The sequence below is a fragment of the Pseudomonas putida genome (assembly GCF_016406145.1).
Lineage (GTDB): Bacteria > Pseudomonadota > Gammaproteobacteria > Pseudomonadales > Pseudomonadaceae > Aquipseudomonas > Aquipseudomonas putida_E.
On the sequence record NZ_CP066306.1, the window covers coordinates 3,797,331 to 3,812,887 of the forward strand.

Below are 15,557 nucleotides of genomic sequence, written 5' to 3' on the forward strand. Positions count from 1 at the left end.
TCCACGTCACTGAAAGCGCTACCGGTAGAGTAAAGGGGTTTCGACGTCGCCACCATGACGCCTGCGAGCTGGCCCGTAGCCTCGAAAACTGAACGACAGTCAGGCGGCTCGGCCTTTCTCCAGCTGTTTCAGCCAGGCCGCCTGACACTGCAGCGCCTCATCACGTGTCGCAAACGCAGGGCCCCGCCGTTCGCCGTTTATCAGCACCACCCAACATACTCGACGCCCCAGCGCCTGCAAGGCAGCGGACACACCTGAGCCAATCATCACGGCTACATCGACTCGGCTATTCATCATTCCCTCCGGAATTTACTTAGCAACCTAACGATGCAGCCATGATACGCCCGCCAACCTGCCGAAAAAAGCCAACATTGGTATAGCAGTATTGCGCCAGCAGTAACGAATTAGCCCGTAGGAGCCAGCAAACGCAAAAAGCCCCAAGGATCGCTCCGTGGGGCCTGGCACACAACGCTCGGTCAGATCTGGCGCTGGTGGCGATCGAGCTGCTCGTGGCGCTCCTGGGCTTCGATGCAGTACTTGGTGGTCGGGCTGATCAGCAGGCGCTGCAGGCCGATCGGTTCACCGCTGTCGTCGCACCAGCCAAAGCTTTCGTCAGCGATACGGCCCAAAGCCATTTCCAGCTGCGGAAGCAGGCGCTGGTCGCGCTCGATGGCATTTACCAACCAGTGACGCTCTTCTTCGACCGAGGCCACGTCGGCAGGATCCGACGGGGTATCCAGGCTTTCGATGGTGGCACGGCTCAGCTCGATGCGTTCATGGGTTTCTACTTTCATCGCCTGCAACAGGCCAGTGAAGAAGGCCAGTTGATCAGCGTTCATGTAGTCATCGGCCGACATGGCCAGCAACTGTTCCTTGGTCATCGATTTCTCTATGAAAAAATGTGCATTTGGGCGATTCGGGTATCGCCAACGCCTGGGCATTGGCAACAGAATTCTTCAAGCGCCAATCGGCACTCTTTTGCAGGGGGCGGCAGTCTAAGGCCCCACGTCGCAAGGGGCAACACCAATCACCGGGTAATTGACCGAAATGACGTGGTTTGCGCCTGACGGCAGCAACTTGCGGTTCAGACGTTGCCACTGGCATTACATCTTTAGAGCCAGGGCAGATCACTGGAGCGGTTTCATGGGGCCTCTTCCCCAGCCAGGCTCCAGCCATGACATCATCTATCAGACTCCCGCGTGCCACCACTGCGTCTTGTTCCGTTGCCAAGAGGTTCGCCAGCCGCCCCACCCTGTTCGAAATTGCGGCACAGCTTTTGGTCGAGCACTGGCCAGATTATGGGCTCGATACCAATCTCGACCCCCTGTCCCTGCAACTCGCCAGCTTCGGCCCGATCATGGGTGATGCCTATGTGCGCCCGCTTTATCTGGTCTTGGTGGAGCGATATTGCCTGCAGCGTACACTGAACCTGACCGCTGATCAGGATGTGCCTTGTCGCAATCATGCCATAGACCCCGACAACCCCGTTCCGGTTGACCTGCATGTACTTGAAACGCTGGTAAACGATTGCGGGCCGATGCTGCTGCACGCCTATCGCACAGCGATGGTCAACTTCTGGTGCGAGGCCGACAGCCAAGGTGAGACGCCATGGATGTGGTTTGCCAACCACCTGCAGGCGCTGCTACGCAGCGCCGCCGAGCAAGCACACAACGATGGCAAGCTGGCGGCTGCCGCAGCCACGCTGAAGGCATTGTCTGACGACCAGGCCAAACCGGATGACCTGCTAGCCCTGACCAGCAGCCATGGAGTTTCCATACACACTCTGGCCTGCAATTATTCCGCTGACTGGCAACTCGATCCTTACCTTGCCAGTGCGCTACTCATCGAACGGCCCGAATCACCAGGCCAGCCGCCCTTCACCTTATTGTTCACGCCAATAGGCCGATTGCTGTCATTTGCGTCGCGCCAACAGCTGCAGGACAGCATTGCCAGGCACTGGCCATCCGTCATTACCATGTCGCCAACCAACGTGCGCCTGGGCACTCTCGAGCAGCAGCCATTCCAGGCCCAAGCGGCCAACTTGCTGCAGCAACAACTGGAATGCCTGGAGCTGGCCACCTTGTCATTCAAGGGCACAAGCAGCGCCCAACAACTCGCCGACGCACTGGATCGGCTAACTTCCATGACGCATCTGTGCGACATGAACGACTTGGCCAGCCAGGAAGCACTGGTCGATCAGTTGCCAGACTGGATACGTGCGGGCAAGCCCCAAGCCCTGATCGTCTATAGCTCGATGCTTACGGACGTCGCCCGCAGCATCTCAGAGAGCGAAGGGCAAACCTGGCTTGACGGTGTGCCTAGCGCGCATGACTTTGCCTGCGAACGCCTCACCGAACTGATCCTGCGTGACCACCCCGAATCCATGCTGGACCCGGCGGCCGTGCGGGTGATCAATTATCAAACCGTCGAAACAGCGCTACCACTGCCGGGCGAAGTCATCAATGGGGGGACCTTAAAACCGGTCAGCTTCAGCTTGGCCCAACTGGCAATCGCCAATCTGGGGCTGCTCAAACCCGGCCGCGTAGTGGTGGAAAGCGTCGATGGTCAAGCGATCCCCGCTTGGCTGGACACGCCGGCGCTGCGTGCACTCGTCACCGAAGCCGATATTGGGTCGACATACCCTGCGCGGTTACGCGCGTTGCTGCTCAATGATGCGCAGGCACGCGCGCACCGCGAGGACCTGTTCGCCAAGCAGCTGATTACGCAATTGCCAACAAAGGTGATGGGCGGATTTCTCGAGCATGGTCGGCCAGCGCCAGCGGCAATTGTGGCCATAGAGCAGGTGCTTGCCCCCTTGCCCAATGAGCACAGCAGTTGGGTCATGCGCCCTCTAGGCCTGCTGCGGACAATGGACGCGACTGCCGATCATCCGCTCAATACCTGGCTGATCGAGGACGACTCCTTCAAAAACGCCCAGTGCCTGCTTTACCGCCCCCTGCACCGCGAACCGATGGTCGAGTATGCAGACCGCATGGCGCTGCTGGTGGCGCTCTCAGAGCCTGGCGATTTACAAAACGACGTGCTCCAGCGCCTGGCCCCGGAAGACCGCCGCATCTATGCCCATGGTGGCTTCAAGGAGCCGCACCTGTTCTACCCGCTGGAGGATGACTGGGCGGTGCCACTGGTCAGGCCTGCGCCCATCACCTTGTCGCGCGAAGCCGCCGTGCTCAGCCCTGCACGGGCCATCTACGAAGCATGTGTGCTGGAAACGTTGAGCAATTTCAAGTCGCAATCGGCAAGCAGCGCCGAAACCCGCTGGCAGCGCTGGGAAGAGCTGGGCTGGTTATTGCTCAATACCGTATTGCCCTTTGTAGAAGGCCCTCTGGCGGAAGCCGCCTGGTTGGTGCAGATGGAAACCACATTCGCCCGCTTGGTCGATGCCGAGGGCCAGGGCAGTAAAGGTGACCGCACAGGCGCCTGGATCGAACTGCTGGTCAATGTCGCATTCCTGATCTTCAACCATGCCATGAGACGACAGGAGCAGGAGCATCCGTTGCATGCAGTCCTTCCTCCCGGAGAGCTGAACGAGCCAATACCGGCACCGATTGTGTTGACCACCCCAACTCAGGCCCAGCTCGAATTCAGATGGGCCCAACCAACACTCAGGCTCGACAGCAGCCAGGCCAAAGCGCTTGCCGAGCTGCAGGCAGATGTGTCAACGATAGCGCTCGGCCCACCCATCCCTACGGGGCCGATGCGCGGTTTGTATTTGCAGGCTGATCACTTACTGGTACTGCTCGAGGGCAAGCTGTTCAAGGCACAGTTGGACCCAACTCTGGATCAGATGCGAATTATCGGCAGCGGAAACGACAAATCCCCAGGCCCTTTGCTCAGGCGTGATGAGGCAGGCCGTTGGCAGCTCGACCTGCGCCTTCGACTGCGCGGTGGCATGCCACCCTCCAAGCGGATAGCCAGTCTGCAAGCGCAACGCAAGCACAATACCCGGGAGAAGATCGACCGGGTGGTAAACGATTCAAAAAGCATCACTGAGCAGCTGCCGTACATGAAAAAGCTGCGCGAGCTGGCCAGCCGGTCAGACGACCCGCGCATATTACGTAACTGCCTCGAAAAGCTGCAGACGTTCGAGACGTTCGTTGCCGAGCATATCCAGCGCCTGCAAGAACTCAATGAACTGACGCCGGTGACCGACTACAAGGTCAAACGCGCGGGGACGCTCTACCAGCACCTCAATTGCCAATTGCAGATCCGTGAGCTGTTGATGCGCCTGTACAAACCCGAACGTGCCCGCTTGCTGGACATGATCGAGCAAGAAGCCGAATCGACGCCCGCGGATCAGGTGGTTCTCGCTGCAAGGTTGGCCAACTTGACGTCACTGATCGATAGCCTGTTCGACAACGCCACTGCCTTCGACCAGGGGCTTGAGAACCTGCGCCAGCTGGCAAGCCCTTCGCTGCACGGCACCCTGAAGATGGTGCAGGGGCTTCAAGAGCAGCGAGGCCGTTGGTCACCTTTGCACTGGCGCTTCATGCGCCTCGAAAACTGCGTCAACCGCATCACGCTCGAACCGCTGGGCGACGCCGGAACCTTCTGGCTCGAGCGTACGAGGGACAGCATCGAACTGGCCATAGGGCAACGGGTTCAGCTGAGCAAACGGGTCAATGCCAGCGACGAGGCCAAGCACCGCTTGCTGGAAAACATCATGCAGCATCTGGAGACCGCTAAACGACGGGCCGGCATTCTGCAAAGCCAGTTCGACGAGGTCGCAGTACCCTCGGCGTTTACACAACTGCGAAGCGATATCGGTGACATGACTGCAGATGTGCTCAGCCAACTCGCCGAATACGCCGACTGGCCCCAATCCACCTCCGTGAAGCAACTCAGCCAGCAATTGCCCGGCCTGATCGAAACCCGTGACGATGGACTGCTGCTGGGCCAGCCGCGGGCGGACGATGACAACATCGTCGACATTCCTGGCAGTGAGCAAGGGTCAGTTACACGCAGCTACAAGTGTGACAATGAGCAGTGGGTACCGGTACACGCTGCACAGAATAAAACTCACGCGCGTCCTCCAGCCAAACTAAAGGCGCTACTCAGCGAAAGCGAAAGGCGCCTGTCCAGCGCACGAAGCAGCCTGGTCCTGATGCAAGGCGCCAAGGCCAACACCTATCTGCCAGTTGAAATCGAGGAGATACTGCTGCTGCACCGCGATGGCCTTGACCACCACCGAGCAGCCATCGAACTGCGCTTGACCCGTGACAACCAGACTGACGAGAGCATCCACGATGCCGATGCGGCACTGAGCATCAAGGCGATCGAAGACCTGTCGGCAACGCTGACCAAGCAGGCGGTCGAGCAGAGAACGCGGGTAGCATTGCTGCAAAAGCCTCGAATGAGCGAACTGGGCTTTCTGCTGGAGCATAAGCAGGTGCAGGTTCGTATGACCGGCCCACGGCGGCAACTGGCCAAGCTAGCGGGCCGGGCCGATGACTACCTCGAGGAATACGCCATCAGCCGTGATGGCGAAGATCTCTGGTATGCACATTTCCACTATTCGGACGGGGATGCCGAACAGACCACCTATACCGCCGGCCACCTGAAAACGGCTGAGCAGCGCCATGCACGTGGCCGTGTCGTCAAAGATGCTGGCGGGCATGAGACCGAAAGTGCATCGCAGCCCGATCGACCTGGCAGCGGCGAAGCGGTACTTCTTCGACCACCAGGCCTGATCACCGGCAGGGGCAGGTCGCTGCCCCTGCCGCAGGTCAGCAGTCCTTGAATTGAGCCTCGCGCTTGGCAATGAAGGCGGCCATCCCCTCCTTCTGGTCTTCAGTGGCAAATGCCGCATGAAACACACGACGCTCGAAACGCACACCTTCGCTCAGCGTGACTTCAAAGGCCCGGTTGACGCTCTCCTTGACCATCATGCTCACCGGGATCGACTTACCAGCAATGGTCGCAGCCACCTTCAATGCCTCCTCGACCAGTTCGGCCTGTGGCACCACGCGCGCAACGAGGCCTGCACGCTCCGCCTCCTCAGCCCCCATCAGACGCCCCGTCAGGCACAGCTCCATGGCTTTGGCCTTGCCCACGGCCCGGGTCAGGCGCTGGGTACCGCCCATGCCTGGCAGTACGCCCAGGTTGATTTCCGGCTGCCCGAACTTTGCATTGTCGGCCGCCAGAATGAAGTCGCACATCATCGCCAGCTCACAACCACCGCCCAAGGCAAAACCCGATACCGCAGCGATGATCGGCTTGCGGCGATTGGCAATGCGGTCGGCATCACTGAACAGGTCATCGACGTAGATCTGCGGGTATTTGAGCTCAGCCATTTCCTTGATATCGGCACCGGCGGCAAAGGCTTTGGCCGAACCGGTCAGCACTACGCAGCCGATATTCGGGTCACGCTCGAGCTGGTCCAGGGCCTGATTGATCTCACTGACGATCTGTGCGTTGAGCGCATTGAGCGCCTGGGGCCGGTTCAGGGTAATCAGGCCGACCTTGTCGTGAATATCCAACAGGATGGTTTCGAATGCCATGCAGACTGCTCCTTCAAAGATTGCGCGCAATGACCATGCGCTGAATGTCGCTGGTGCCTTCGTAGATCTGGCAAACCCGCACGTCGCGGTAAATCCGCTCCAGCGGAAAGTCACTCAGATAGCCATAACCGCCTAATGTCTGCAAGGCATCCGAACAGACCTTTTCGGCCATTTCCGAGGCAAACAGCTTGGCCATCGACGCTTCCACCAGCGCAGGGCGCCCGGCATCGCGCAGTGCTGCGGCGTGCAGCACCATCTGCCGAGCCACGGCGATTTTGGTGGCCATGTCCGCCAAGCGGAACGCTACCGCCTGGTGCTCGATCAAGGGTTTACCGAAGCTGCAACGCTCCTTGGCGTAATCACGGGCAACTTCAAACGCAGCACGGGCCATGCCCACCGACTGCGAAGCAATGCCAATGCGCCCACCCTCAAGATTGGCCAGGGCGATCTTGTAACCCTGCCCCTCCTCGCCCAGGCGGTTGGCCACTGGAACGCGCACATTGTCGAAAACGATCTGACAGGTGTCGGATGCGTGCTGGCCGAGCTTGTCTTCGACTCGCGCCACTTGGTAACCGGGCAAGTCGGTGGGCACGATGAAGGCGCTGATACCACGCTTGCCTGCCTCCGGGTCGGTGACAGCGAAAACAATCACCACACCGGCGTTCTGCCCGGAGGTAATGAACTGTTTGCTGCCGTTGAGCACATAGTAGTCGCCATCCAGCCGTGCACGGGTTTTCAGGCTGCTGGCATCGGAACCGGCCTGGGGTTCGGTGAGAGCGAATGCACCGATCATCGACCCGCTGGCCAGCGGTGCAAGGTACTGCTGCTTTTGCAGTTCGCTGCCAAACTTGAGGATGGGCACGCACCCTACCGAATTGTGCACACTCATGATGGTCGAGCAGGCGCCATCGCCAGCAGCGATTTCTTCCAGGGCCATGGCATAGGCCACATAGCCGGTGTCACTGCCACCATACTGCTCGGGCACCAGCATGCCAAACAGGCCGAGTTCGGCCATCTCCTGGATGGCTTCCCGGGGGAAGCGGTGTTCCTTGTCCCATTGTTCGGCAAAAGGCTTGAGGCGTTCCTGGGCAAAAGCCCGGACCGCATCGACGATCTGTTGTTGCTCGTCAGTTACCAACATGGTTCACCTCAATACAGACATTCGACAGCCATGGCCGTGGCCTCGCCACCGCCGATGCAGATGGCCGCAACGCCGCGGCGTAGGTTGTTCTGGCGAAGGGCCGACAGCAAGGTCACCAGGATGCGTGCGCCGGAAGCGCCGATCGGGTGACCAAGGGCGCAGGCGCCGCCATGGATGTTGACCTTATCGTGCGGCAGGTCAAGGTGTTTCATGGCCGCCAGCGTGACCACGGCGAAGGCCTCGTTGATCTCGAACAGGTCGACGTCGGCCAGGGTCCAGCCGGTGCGTTTCATCAACCTGTCGATGGCCCCGATCGGCGCGGTCGGGAAAAGCGCCGGGATATCTGCGAAGGCCGCGTGGCCATGGATGACTGCCAGGGCCTTGAGGCCGCGCTTGTCGGCTTCGGAGCGGCGCATCAGGACCAGCGCCGCAGCACCGTCGGAAATCGAACTGGCGTTGGCTGCGGTCACCGTACCACCTTCACGGAAGGCAGGCTTGAGCTGCGGGATCTTGTCCAGGCGCGCCTTGGGCGGCTGCTCGTCGTCCGTGATGACGCGCTTTTCCTTGCCCTCGGTGACTTCCACCGGCACGATCTCGGCGGTAAAGCGGCCGCTGCTGATCGCGTCCTGGGCACGGGTAAGCGAGGCGATGGCGAACTGGTCCTGGGCTTCGCGGGTGAAGCCGTTGGCCTGGGCGCAGTCTTCGGCGAAGGTGCCCATCAGGCGGCCTTTGTCATAGGCGTCTTCCAGGCCGTCCATGAACATGTGGTCGATGATCCTGCCGTGGCCCATGCGGTAGCCGCCACGGGCTTTGTCCAGCAGATACGGGGCGTTGGTCATGCTTTCCATGCCGCCCGCCACCGCCACGTCTGCGGTCCCCGCCAGCAGCAGGTCATGAGCCATGATCGCGGCCTGCATGCCCGAGCCGCACATTTTGTTAAGGGTGGTGCAGGTGGTGTGCTTGTCCAGCCCGGCACCCAGTGCAGCCTGTCGTGCCGGCGCCTGGCCCAGCCCGGCCGGCAGTACGCAGCCGAACAGCACTTGCTCGACACTGGCGGGATCGATGCCGGCACGTTCCACGGCACCACGAATGGCCGCGCTGCCCAGCTGTGGCGCGGTCAGGCTTTTCAGATCGCCCTGCAGGCCGCCCATGGGCGTGCGCACGGCGCTGACGATAACGATAGGATCATTGGCGAGGGTCATGTGCGCTTTCCTTATTTGGCAGCCATGCGCAGTGCGCCGTCGAGGCGGATCACCTCGCCGTTGAGCATGCTGTTCTCGATGATGTGTCGGGCCAGCGCCGCGTATTCCTGCGGGCGGCCCAGGCGCGGCGGGAACGGCACACCGGCAGCCAGCGAAGTACGTACCTCTTCGGTCATGCCGGCCATCATCGGGGTTTCGAAAATACCCGGGGCGATGGTCATCACACGAATGCCGTAACGCGCCAGCTCGCGGGCAACCGGCAATGTCAGGCTGGCGATGGCGCCCTTGGAGGCGGCGTAGGCAGCCTGGCCTATCTGACCGTCATAGGCGGCGATCGAGGCGGTATTGATGATCACCCCGCGCTCGCCGCTTTCGTCGGCAACGCCTTCGGCCATCGCAGCAGCAGCCAGGCGCAGCAGGTTGAAGCTACCGACCAGGTTGACGTTGATGACCTTGGCGAAACTGGCCAGGCCGTGTGGCCCTTGTTTGCCCAGCACTTTTTCGGCACCGACGATGCCCGCACAATTGACCAGCCCGTGCAGGCTGCCAAAAGCCGTTACAGCGGCATCGACGGCGGCCTGGGCCGCTTGCTCGTCGCTGATGTCGGCGATCGCAAAGCGGGCGTTGTCACCCAGCTCGCGGGCCTTGGCCTCGACAGCCTGGGCATTGAGGTCAACCAGCATGACCTTGGCGCCGGCCTCGACCAGCATCTGCGCAGTGGCAGCACCCAGCCCTGAAGCTGCGCCGCTGACGATAAAGTGTTTGTTGGCGATGTGCATGATCGGGTTCCTTTCAGGCGCGGGCAGGAGTGGCCTGTTGCGCTTGTTGTTTGGCAACTTCCTGATTGCGCAGGATGAAGCGTTGCAGCTTGCCGCTCGGGGTCTTGGGCAGCTCGCTGACGAATGCGATTTCCCTGGGATAGGCGTGGGCATACAACCGCTGGCGAACGTGCTGGCGCAGGGTCTCTTCCAGCTCGGCACTACCGTGAACACCGCTAGCCAGCACCACAAAGGCCTTGATCAGTTCGGTGCGCTCAGGGTCCGGCTTGCCAATCACTGCGGCTTCGATCACAGCCGGGTGCTCGATCAGTGCGCTTTCCACATCGAACGGACCAACACGGTAGCCAGAGGTGGTGATCACGTCGTCGCTGCGGCCGACGAAGCTGATGCTGCCGTCGGTGTTCAACTCGACGGTATCGCCGCTCAGGTAATACTTGCCGACGAAGGCCTTGGTGGGCAGGCCGTGATAGCCACCGAACCAGCAAAGCGGCGACTGCTCCCGATCCACTGCCAGAATGCCAGGCTGCCCTGCGGGCAATTCGGCGCCCTGCTCGTCCAGCACCACGATGCGGTGGCCAGGGATGGCAAAACCGGCCGAACCCGCCCGCACGGGATGCTCAAGGCCGTGGTGGTTGCACAACACCATGCCCAGCTCGGTCTGCCCGTAGTGGTCATGGATGGTCACGCCCAACTCATCGGCGAACCAGCGGATCACCTCGGGGTTGAGCGGTTCACCGGCACTGCTGACGACCCGCAGGCGGCCCTGGACCGGCGTTGAGAACGCCTTGCCAGCGGCGATCAGCAAGCGATATGCGGTGGGCGAACCTGCCAGGTTGGTGATGCCCAGCTTGTCGATCACCCGCGCGCAGCTTTCGACACTGAACGGGCCATCGTAGAAGGTGGTGGCGTGACCCAGCGACAACGGCCCGGTGACCGCGTAGTAAAGGCCATAGGCCCACCCTGGGTCGGCCAGGTTCCAAAAGTTGTCTTGTGGCTGCAGGCCAATGGCATCGCGCATATAGCCCTGGAACGCGACGATCGCGCGTAGCGGCACTTCCAAGGGTTTGGCAGGGCCAGTGGTGCCCGAGGTGAACATCAGCAGGAAGGGATCGTTGCCCGAGCGCATCACTGGCTCGCAATCGGCAGAGGCGGCATCGAGCAGGCGCTGGAAGTCCAGTTCACCCTCGTCAGCGCCGACGATGATCGGCACGGGGCACACGACCAGATCGTCCAGCTTGGCGCGGTTGCCACGGTCGGTGACCACTACCTTGGCATGCGACTGCTCCAGGCGGTGCTCGATGGCTTTGGGGCCAAAGGCAGTGAACAACGGCTGGTAAACAGCGCCCAGGCGCCAGGTGGCGAGGATGGTCACCAGCAACTCGGGGGTGCGTGGCATCAGCCCTGCTACACGGTCACCGGCCTGCACGCCTTGGGCCCTCAGGACACTGGCAAAGCGGGCCGCCATGGCTTGCATCTGCCCGAATGTGTAGAGCCTGCCATTGCCCTCTCGGTCCTCGTAGACCAGGGCGATACCACCTTGGGCCACATGGCGGTCACAGCATTCGACGCAGGCATTGAGGGCTGCGAGGCTGCCGTGCAGCCCCATTGCGGCCTCGGCATGATTGAATGAAAGGACGGCGTCGCCATACTCGCGCATCGTCAGACTCCTGGGTTCTTATTGTTGGAGTGCACCATCGGTCTGACGATGTTCGCGCCGCCTGCCTACCTGGGCAATGGCCAAAGCTGTCAATCTGAATGAGCGTTTTGGCCGCGTGTCTTCTCAGCCTTCGCAATGCGCCAACTGCCCGTCGGAGCATGGCTATTGCAGGGCCGGTTTACGCCTGCAGGAAGACACTGCGGTAATGCCCCGGATTGCACCCGAACCACTTGCGAAACGCCTTGTAGAACGAACTGCTGTCGGCAAAGCCCAACCGCTCGGCGATGTCGCCAAGCCCAAGCTGCGGCTGCGCCAGCCAGGCAATTGCCAACTCGCGGCGAATACTGTCTTTAAGCGCCTGGTAGCTCTGGCCCTCTTCGCCCAAACGGCGCCGCAAGGTTGACGCCGACATGCACAATGTTGCCGCCAGTTGCTCGGCGGCAGGCCATTGGCTGGGCGCCTGCTGGCTAAGCGTCTGGCGGATACGACGGGCCAGGCTGTTCGGGTCGCGATACTTCACCAGGATGTTGCCAGGTGCCTCTGCCAGAAAGCGCTGAAGCTCGTCCTCACTGCGGCGCATCGGCAGGTCAAGGCAGTCCCCGGCGATGATCATCCGGGTCAAGGGGCGTTCGAACTGCAGGTTTTCCGAGAACATCACCCGGTAGTCATCACAGAAAGGTGGCTCGGCGCACCGCAAGTCAATCGCCAGGATCGGAATACGCCGCCCTCCCAACCAACAGGCGACGCCGTGCACGATCATCCAGAAGGTAAAATAGGTGAACGCACGCCGAGGCTGATCATTGGGTTCAACGATGACGATTTCGGCCAGGCTTTTCTGGCGCACCAGTACCGGTTGCAGGTCCTGCAGCATCAGCGAAAGAAATGCCAACGCCGTTTCCAGGCCAGCCTGCAGGGTGGGCTGGGCCATGCTCGCCCGACACAGGAATGCCAGGCTTCCAGTACGCAGCCCACGGGGGTCCATGGCGAAGAATTCATCGTTGCAGCGTTGCGCCAGCAAGCGCCAAAGCCGGGAGTAAGCCTCGGCGCTGACGCGTGCATCAGCCTGGTCGAGCTGGCCGATGTCGATGCCAGCCTGCGCCAGCAGAGCGGCATCCGGCTCACCCGCCGGGCAGGTCTGCAACAGGGCTTCGCGCACCAGTTGCATGGAGATGGTGTCTTTCTCGCTCATCGGCCCTCCTGGCTGTTGCGTGCCGCCCATGTTAGGCCGGCATGGAAAAAACACCAGCGTTGGATTACAGACTGGCAGCCAAGGCCAGGAACGCCTGGATCAGCCGCAGCTCGCGGCGCCGCTCCAGGCATCCCACCAGATGCTGGTTACGCAAACCGTGGCCGACCAGCGGCCGCGCCACCACTCGTGGGTCATTGGCCACCTCGGTCGAGGAGACCACACCAATCCCAAGCTCCGACGCCACTGCCTCGGTGACTGCCTCACGGCTGTCCAGCTCCAGCAACACCCTGGGCCTTACCGACGCTTGGTCACACGCCTTGTCGAAGGTTCGCCGGGTGGTCGAACTGGGTTCGCGCAGTACCATGATCTGTTCATGCAGAGCAGCCAGTGGCAGGTCACCCTGCCCGCTAGCCCAGGCATGGCCTGCCGGCAGCAGTGCGCACAAACGCGACTCGCAGAGGTTTTGCAAGTAAAGGCCCTTGCGCGGTTCGATCTCGGTCAATACGGCCACGTCGGCATGCTCTGACAACAATGCGGCCAAGGTCTCCTGGGCATTGCCCAGGCGCAGGTTGACGGTGATGCCCGGGTAGCGTTCACGCAATAGCGCCAGCATCGGCATGACCCGGTGCGGCCCATCTGCGGCCACCTCCAAGCGGCCGGTGAGCAATTGGCGATTGGCCTCGAGCATCGCCTGTGCCTCTTCGGCCAGGCCGAACATCGCCCGGGTGATAGCCGCAAGGCGGGTACCCTCCTCGGTCAGCTCCACCCGCCGTGCCGTGCGCCGTAACAGGGTGATCTGGTAGTGCTCTTCCAACGCCTTGACGTGCCCGGTCACCGCCGGCTGGCTAATGAACAAGCGCGCAGCAGCACGGGTGAAACTGCCCTCACGGGCGACGGCGTCGAAAGCGCGAAGCTGGAACAGGTTCATATTTATCGGTCTGACTTATGGCTGGCATAACAACAAACAATTTGATTGATAGCTTGGCCAATTGCAACCTAGCCCTCGTAGTTTCAGCGCCAGCTTTTTTCGGCTGACCACCCGCAGCTTGTGAGGAACCACGCAATGAGCAACGCCCCGATCCTGCTGACCCCCGGCCCACTGACCACATCCCTGCGCACCCGACAAGCCATGCTGGTGGACTGGGGCTCCTGGGACCGTGATTTCAACCAGCTGACTGCCAGTGTCTGCGAGCAACTGCTGGCAATCATCGACGGCTCCGCCAGCCACCATTGCGTCCCCCTGCAAGGCAGCGGCACCTTCGCCGTGGAGGCCGCCATCGGCACCCTGGTGCCGCGCGACGGCAAGGTACTGGTGCTGATCAACGGCGCTTACGGCCAGCGCCTGGCGAAAATCTGCAAAGTGCTGGGGCGCAACTTCAGCACTTTCGAAACCGCCGAAGACCAACCGACCACCGCTGCCGACGTCGATCGCCTGCTGGCGGCAGACCCCAGCGTGACCCACGTGGCGCTGATCCACTGCGAAACCAGCACCGGCATCCTCAACCCGCTGCACGAGATCGCTCAGGTGATCAAGCGCCACGGCAAGCGCCTGATCATCGATGCCATGAGCTCGTTCGGCGCCCTGCCGATCGACGCCCGCGAAATCCCCTTCGAGGCACTGATCGCAGCGTCCGGCAAATGCCTGGAAGGCGTCCCCGGGATGGGCTTCGTTTTCGCCGAGAAAACCGCACTGGCAGCCGCCGAGGGCAATGCCCACTCGCTGGCCATGGACCTGCACGACCAGCACGCCTACATGGCCAAGACCGGCCAATGGCGCTTCACCCCACCCACCCATGTGATCGCCGCCCTGCACGAGGCGCTGCTGCAGTACGCCGAGGAAGGTGGCCTGCCGGCGCGCCACCAGCGCTACGCCGACAACTGCAAGACCCTGCTCGATGGCATGGCAGCCATCGGCCTGCGCAGCTTCCTGCCAGCCGACATCCAGGCGCCGATCATCGTCACCTTCCACGCCCCGAATGACGCCCGCTACCAGTTCAAGGACTTCTACGAACGGGTCAAGGCCAAGGGCTTCATCCTCTACCCCGGCAAGTTGACCCAGGTCGAGACCTTCCGCGTCGGCTGCATCGGCGTGGTCGGCCCGGACGGCATGCAAGCTGCTGTGAATGCCGTGGCCGACGTGCTGCGGGAAATGGAAGTACTGGACATCTGACCCTCTGCCCATCCGCCTTCAGGAAATAGCGCACATGAACTACAGCAACCCCACCCAGCTGCAAGCCGCCATCCTCGACTGGGCCGGCACCGTTGTCGACTTCGGCTCTTTCGCCCCGACCCAGATCTTCGTCGAAGCCTTCGCCGAGTTCGACGTCCAGGTTTCCATCGAGGAAGCGCGCGGCCCAATGGGCATGGGTAAGTGGGACCATATCCGCACCCTGTGTGACGTGCCGGAAATTGCCGAACGCTATCGCAAGGTGTTCGGTCGCACGCCGACCGATGATGACGTCACTGACATATATAACCGCTTCATGCCGCTGCAGATCGAGAAGATCGCCGTGCATTCAGCACTGATCCCCGGCGCTCTGGACACCCTCACCGGCCTGCGCCAGGACGGCCTGAAAATAGGCTCATGCTCTGGCTACCCGAAAGTGGTGATGGACAAGGTTGTCGAACTGGCAGCACAGAACGGCTATGTCGCCGACCATGTGGTGGCCACCGACGAAACCCCGAACGGCCGCCCGTGGCCGGCACAGGCACTGGCCAACGTGATCGCCCTGGGCATCGACGACGTAGCGGCCTGCGTCAAGGTCGACGACACCGTACCGGGCATCCTCGAAGGCCGTCGTGCCGGTATGTGGACCGTGGCACTGGTGTGCTCGGGCAACGCGCTTGGGCTTACCTGGGAAGGTTACCAGGCATTGAGTGCAGAGCAGCTGGAGAGTGAACGCAAGCGCATTCATGCGCTGTTCGCAGGGTCACGCCCGCACTACCTGATCGACACCATCAACGAACTGCCCGAGGTGGTCGCCGATATCAACCGGCGGTTGGCCAAGGGGGAGATGCCGCAGGCGTTCTGACCGATCTGTGTTACAGCTTTCGCCGGCGAGCCGGCCCCA

At 61.7% G+C, this 15,557-nt stretch carries 12 protein-coding genes; 3 read left to right on the plus strand and 9 right to left on the minus strand.

The genetic code is table 11. From position 1 onward, the window contains the following. Positions 1-99: 99 nt before the first annotated feature. Together JET17_RS27355 and JET17_RS17520 are read right to left on the minus strand one after the other, a co-directional pair. The gene (locus JET17_RS27355; RefSeq protein WP_012315288.1) at positions 100-294 is read right to left on the minus strand and encodes a hypothetical protein; all 195 of its coding nucleotides are present in this window, start codon (positions 292-294) and stop codon (positions 100-102) included. Positions 295-476: 182 nt separating this feature from the next. Beyond that, positions 477-881, minus strand: coding sequence for a TraR/DksA family transcriptional regulator (locus tag JET17_RS17520; protein WP_012315289.1), 405 nt, complete (start codon positions 879-881; stop codon positions 477-479). A 293-nt stretch (positions 882-1,174) separates the two neighbouring features. On the opposite strand from JET17_RS17520, the gene JET17_RS17525 reads away from it, so the two are divergent. After that, positions 1,175-5,758: a DUF6543 domain-containing protein gene (locus JET17_RS17525; protein ID WP_012315290.1), complete on the plus strand. Its 4,584-nt coding sequence runs from the start codon at positions 1,175-1,177 to the stop codon at positions 5,756-5,758. On the opposite strand, the gene JET17_RS17530 is transcribed toward JET17_RS17525, so the two are convergent. The 7 genes from JET17_RS17530 to JET17_RS17560 form a co-directional block, all read right to left on the minus strand. Beyond that, positions 5,745-6,518, minus strand: a complete 774-nt coding sequence (locus JET17_RS17530; RefSeq protein ID WP_012315291.1) for an enoyl-CoA hydratase — start codon at positions 6,516-6,518, stop codon at positions 5,745-5,747. The genes JET17_RS17525 and JET17_RS17530 overlap by 14 nt on opposite strands. 13 nt (positions 6,519-6,531) lie before the next feature. Further along, positions 6,532-7,659 carry an acyl-CoA dehydrogenase gene (locus tag JET17_RS17535; RefSeq protein WP_012315292.1) on the minus strand — a complete coding sequence of 376 codons (1,128 nt, stop codon included), beginning with the start codon at positions 7,657-7,659 and terminating at the stop codon, positions 6,532-6,534. A gap of 8 nt (positions 7,660-7,667) precedes the next feature. Beyond that, positions 7,668-8,861: an acetyl-CoA C-acyltransferase gene (locus JET17_RS17540; RefSeq protein WP_012315293.1), complete on the minus strand. Its 1,194-nt coding sequence runs from the start codon at positions 8,859-8,861 to the stop codon at positions 7,668-7,670. Between the two features lie 11 nt (positions 8,862-8,872). Beyond that, positions 8,873-9,640, minus strand: coding sequence for an SDR family NAD(P)-dependent oxidoreductase (locus tag JET17_RS17545; RefSeq protein WP_012315294.1), 768 nt, complete (start codon positions 9,638-9,640; stop codon positions 8,873-8,875). A gap of 13 nt (positions 9,641-9,653) precedes the next feature. Further along, positions 9,654-11,297 (minus strand): AMP-binding protein, encoded by a 1,644-nt coding sequence (locus tag JET17_RS17550; RefSeq protein ID WP_012315295.1) that lies wholly within the window; start codon positions 11,295-11,297, stop codon positions 9,654-9,656. 178 nt (positions 11,298-11,475) lie between these two features. Continuing rightward, a complete protein-coding gene (locus JET17_RS17555; protein ID WP_012315296.1) occupies positions 11,476-12,486 on the minus strand; it encodes an AraC family transcriptional regulator in 1,011 nt (336 codons plus the stop codon). A gap of 64 nt (positions 12,487-12,550) precedes the next feature. Further along, positions 12,551-13,414 carry a LysR substrate-binding domain-containing protein gene (locus JET17_RS17560; RefSeq protein WP_012315297.1) on the minus strand — a complete coding sequence of 288 codons (864 nt, stop codon included), beginning with the start codon at positions 13,412-13,414 and terminating at the stop codon, positions 12,551-12,553. Positions 13,415-13,549: 135 nt separating this feature from the next. On the opposite strand from JET17_RS17560, the gene JET17_RS17565 reads away from it, so the two are divergent. Next, positions 13,550-14,656 (plus strand): 2-aminoethylphosphonate--pyruvate transaminase, encoded by a 1,107-nt coding sequence (locus JET17_RS17565; protein WP_012315298.1) that lies wholly within the window; start codon positions 13,550-13,552, stop codon positions 14,654-14,656. A 34-nt stretch (positions 14,657-14,690) separates the two neighbouring features. Next, entirely contained in the window at positions 14,691-15,518 is an 828-nt protein-coding gene (phnX, locus tag JET17_RS17570; RefSeq protein ID WP_012315299.1) for a phosphonoacetaldehyde hydrolase, read from the plus strand. The last annotated feature ends 39 nt before the right edge of the window (positions 15,519-15,557 follow it).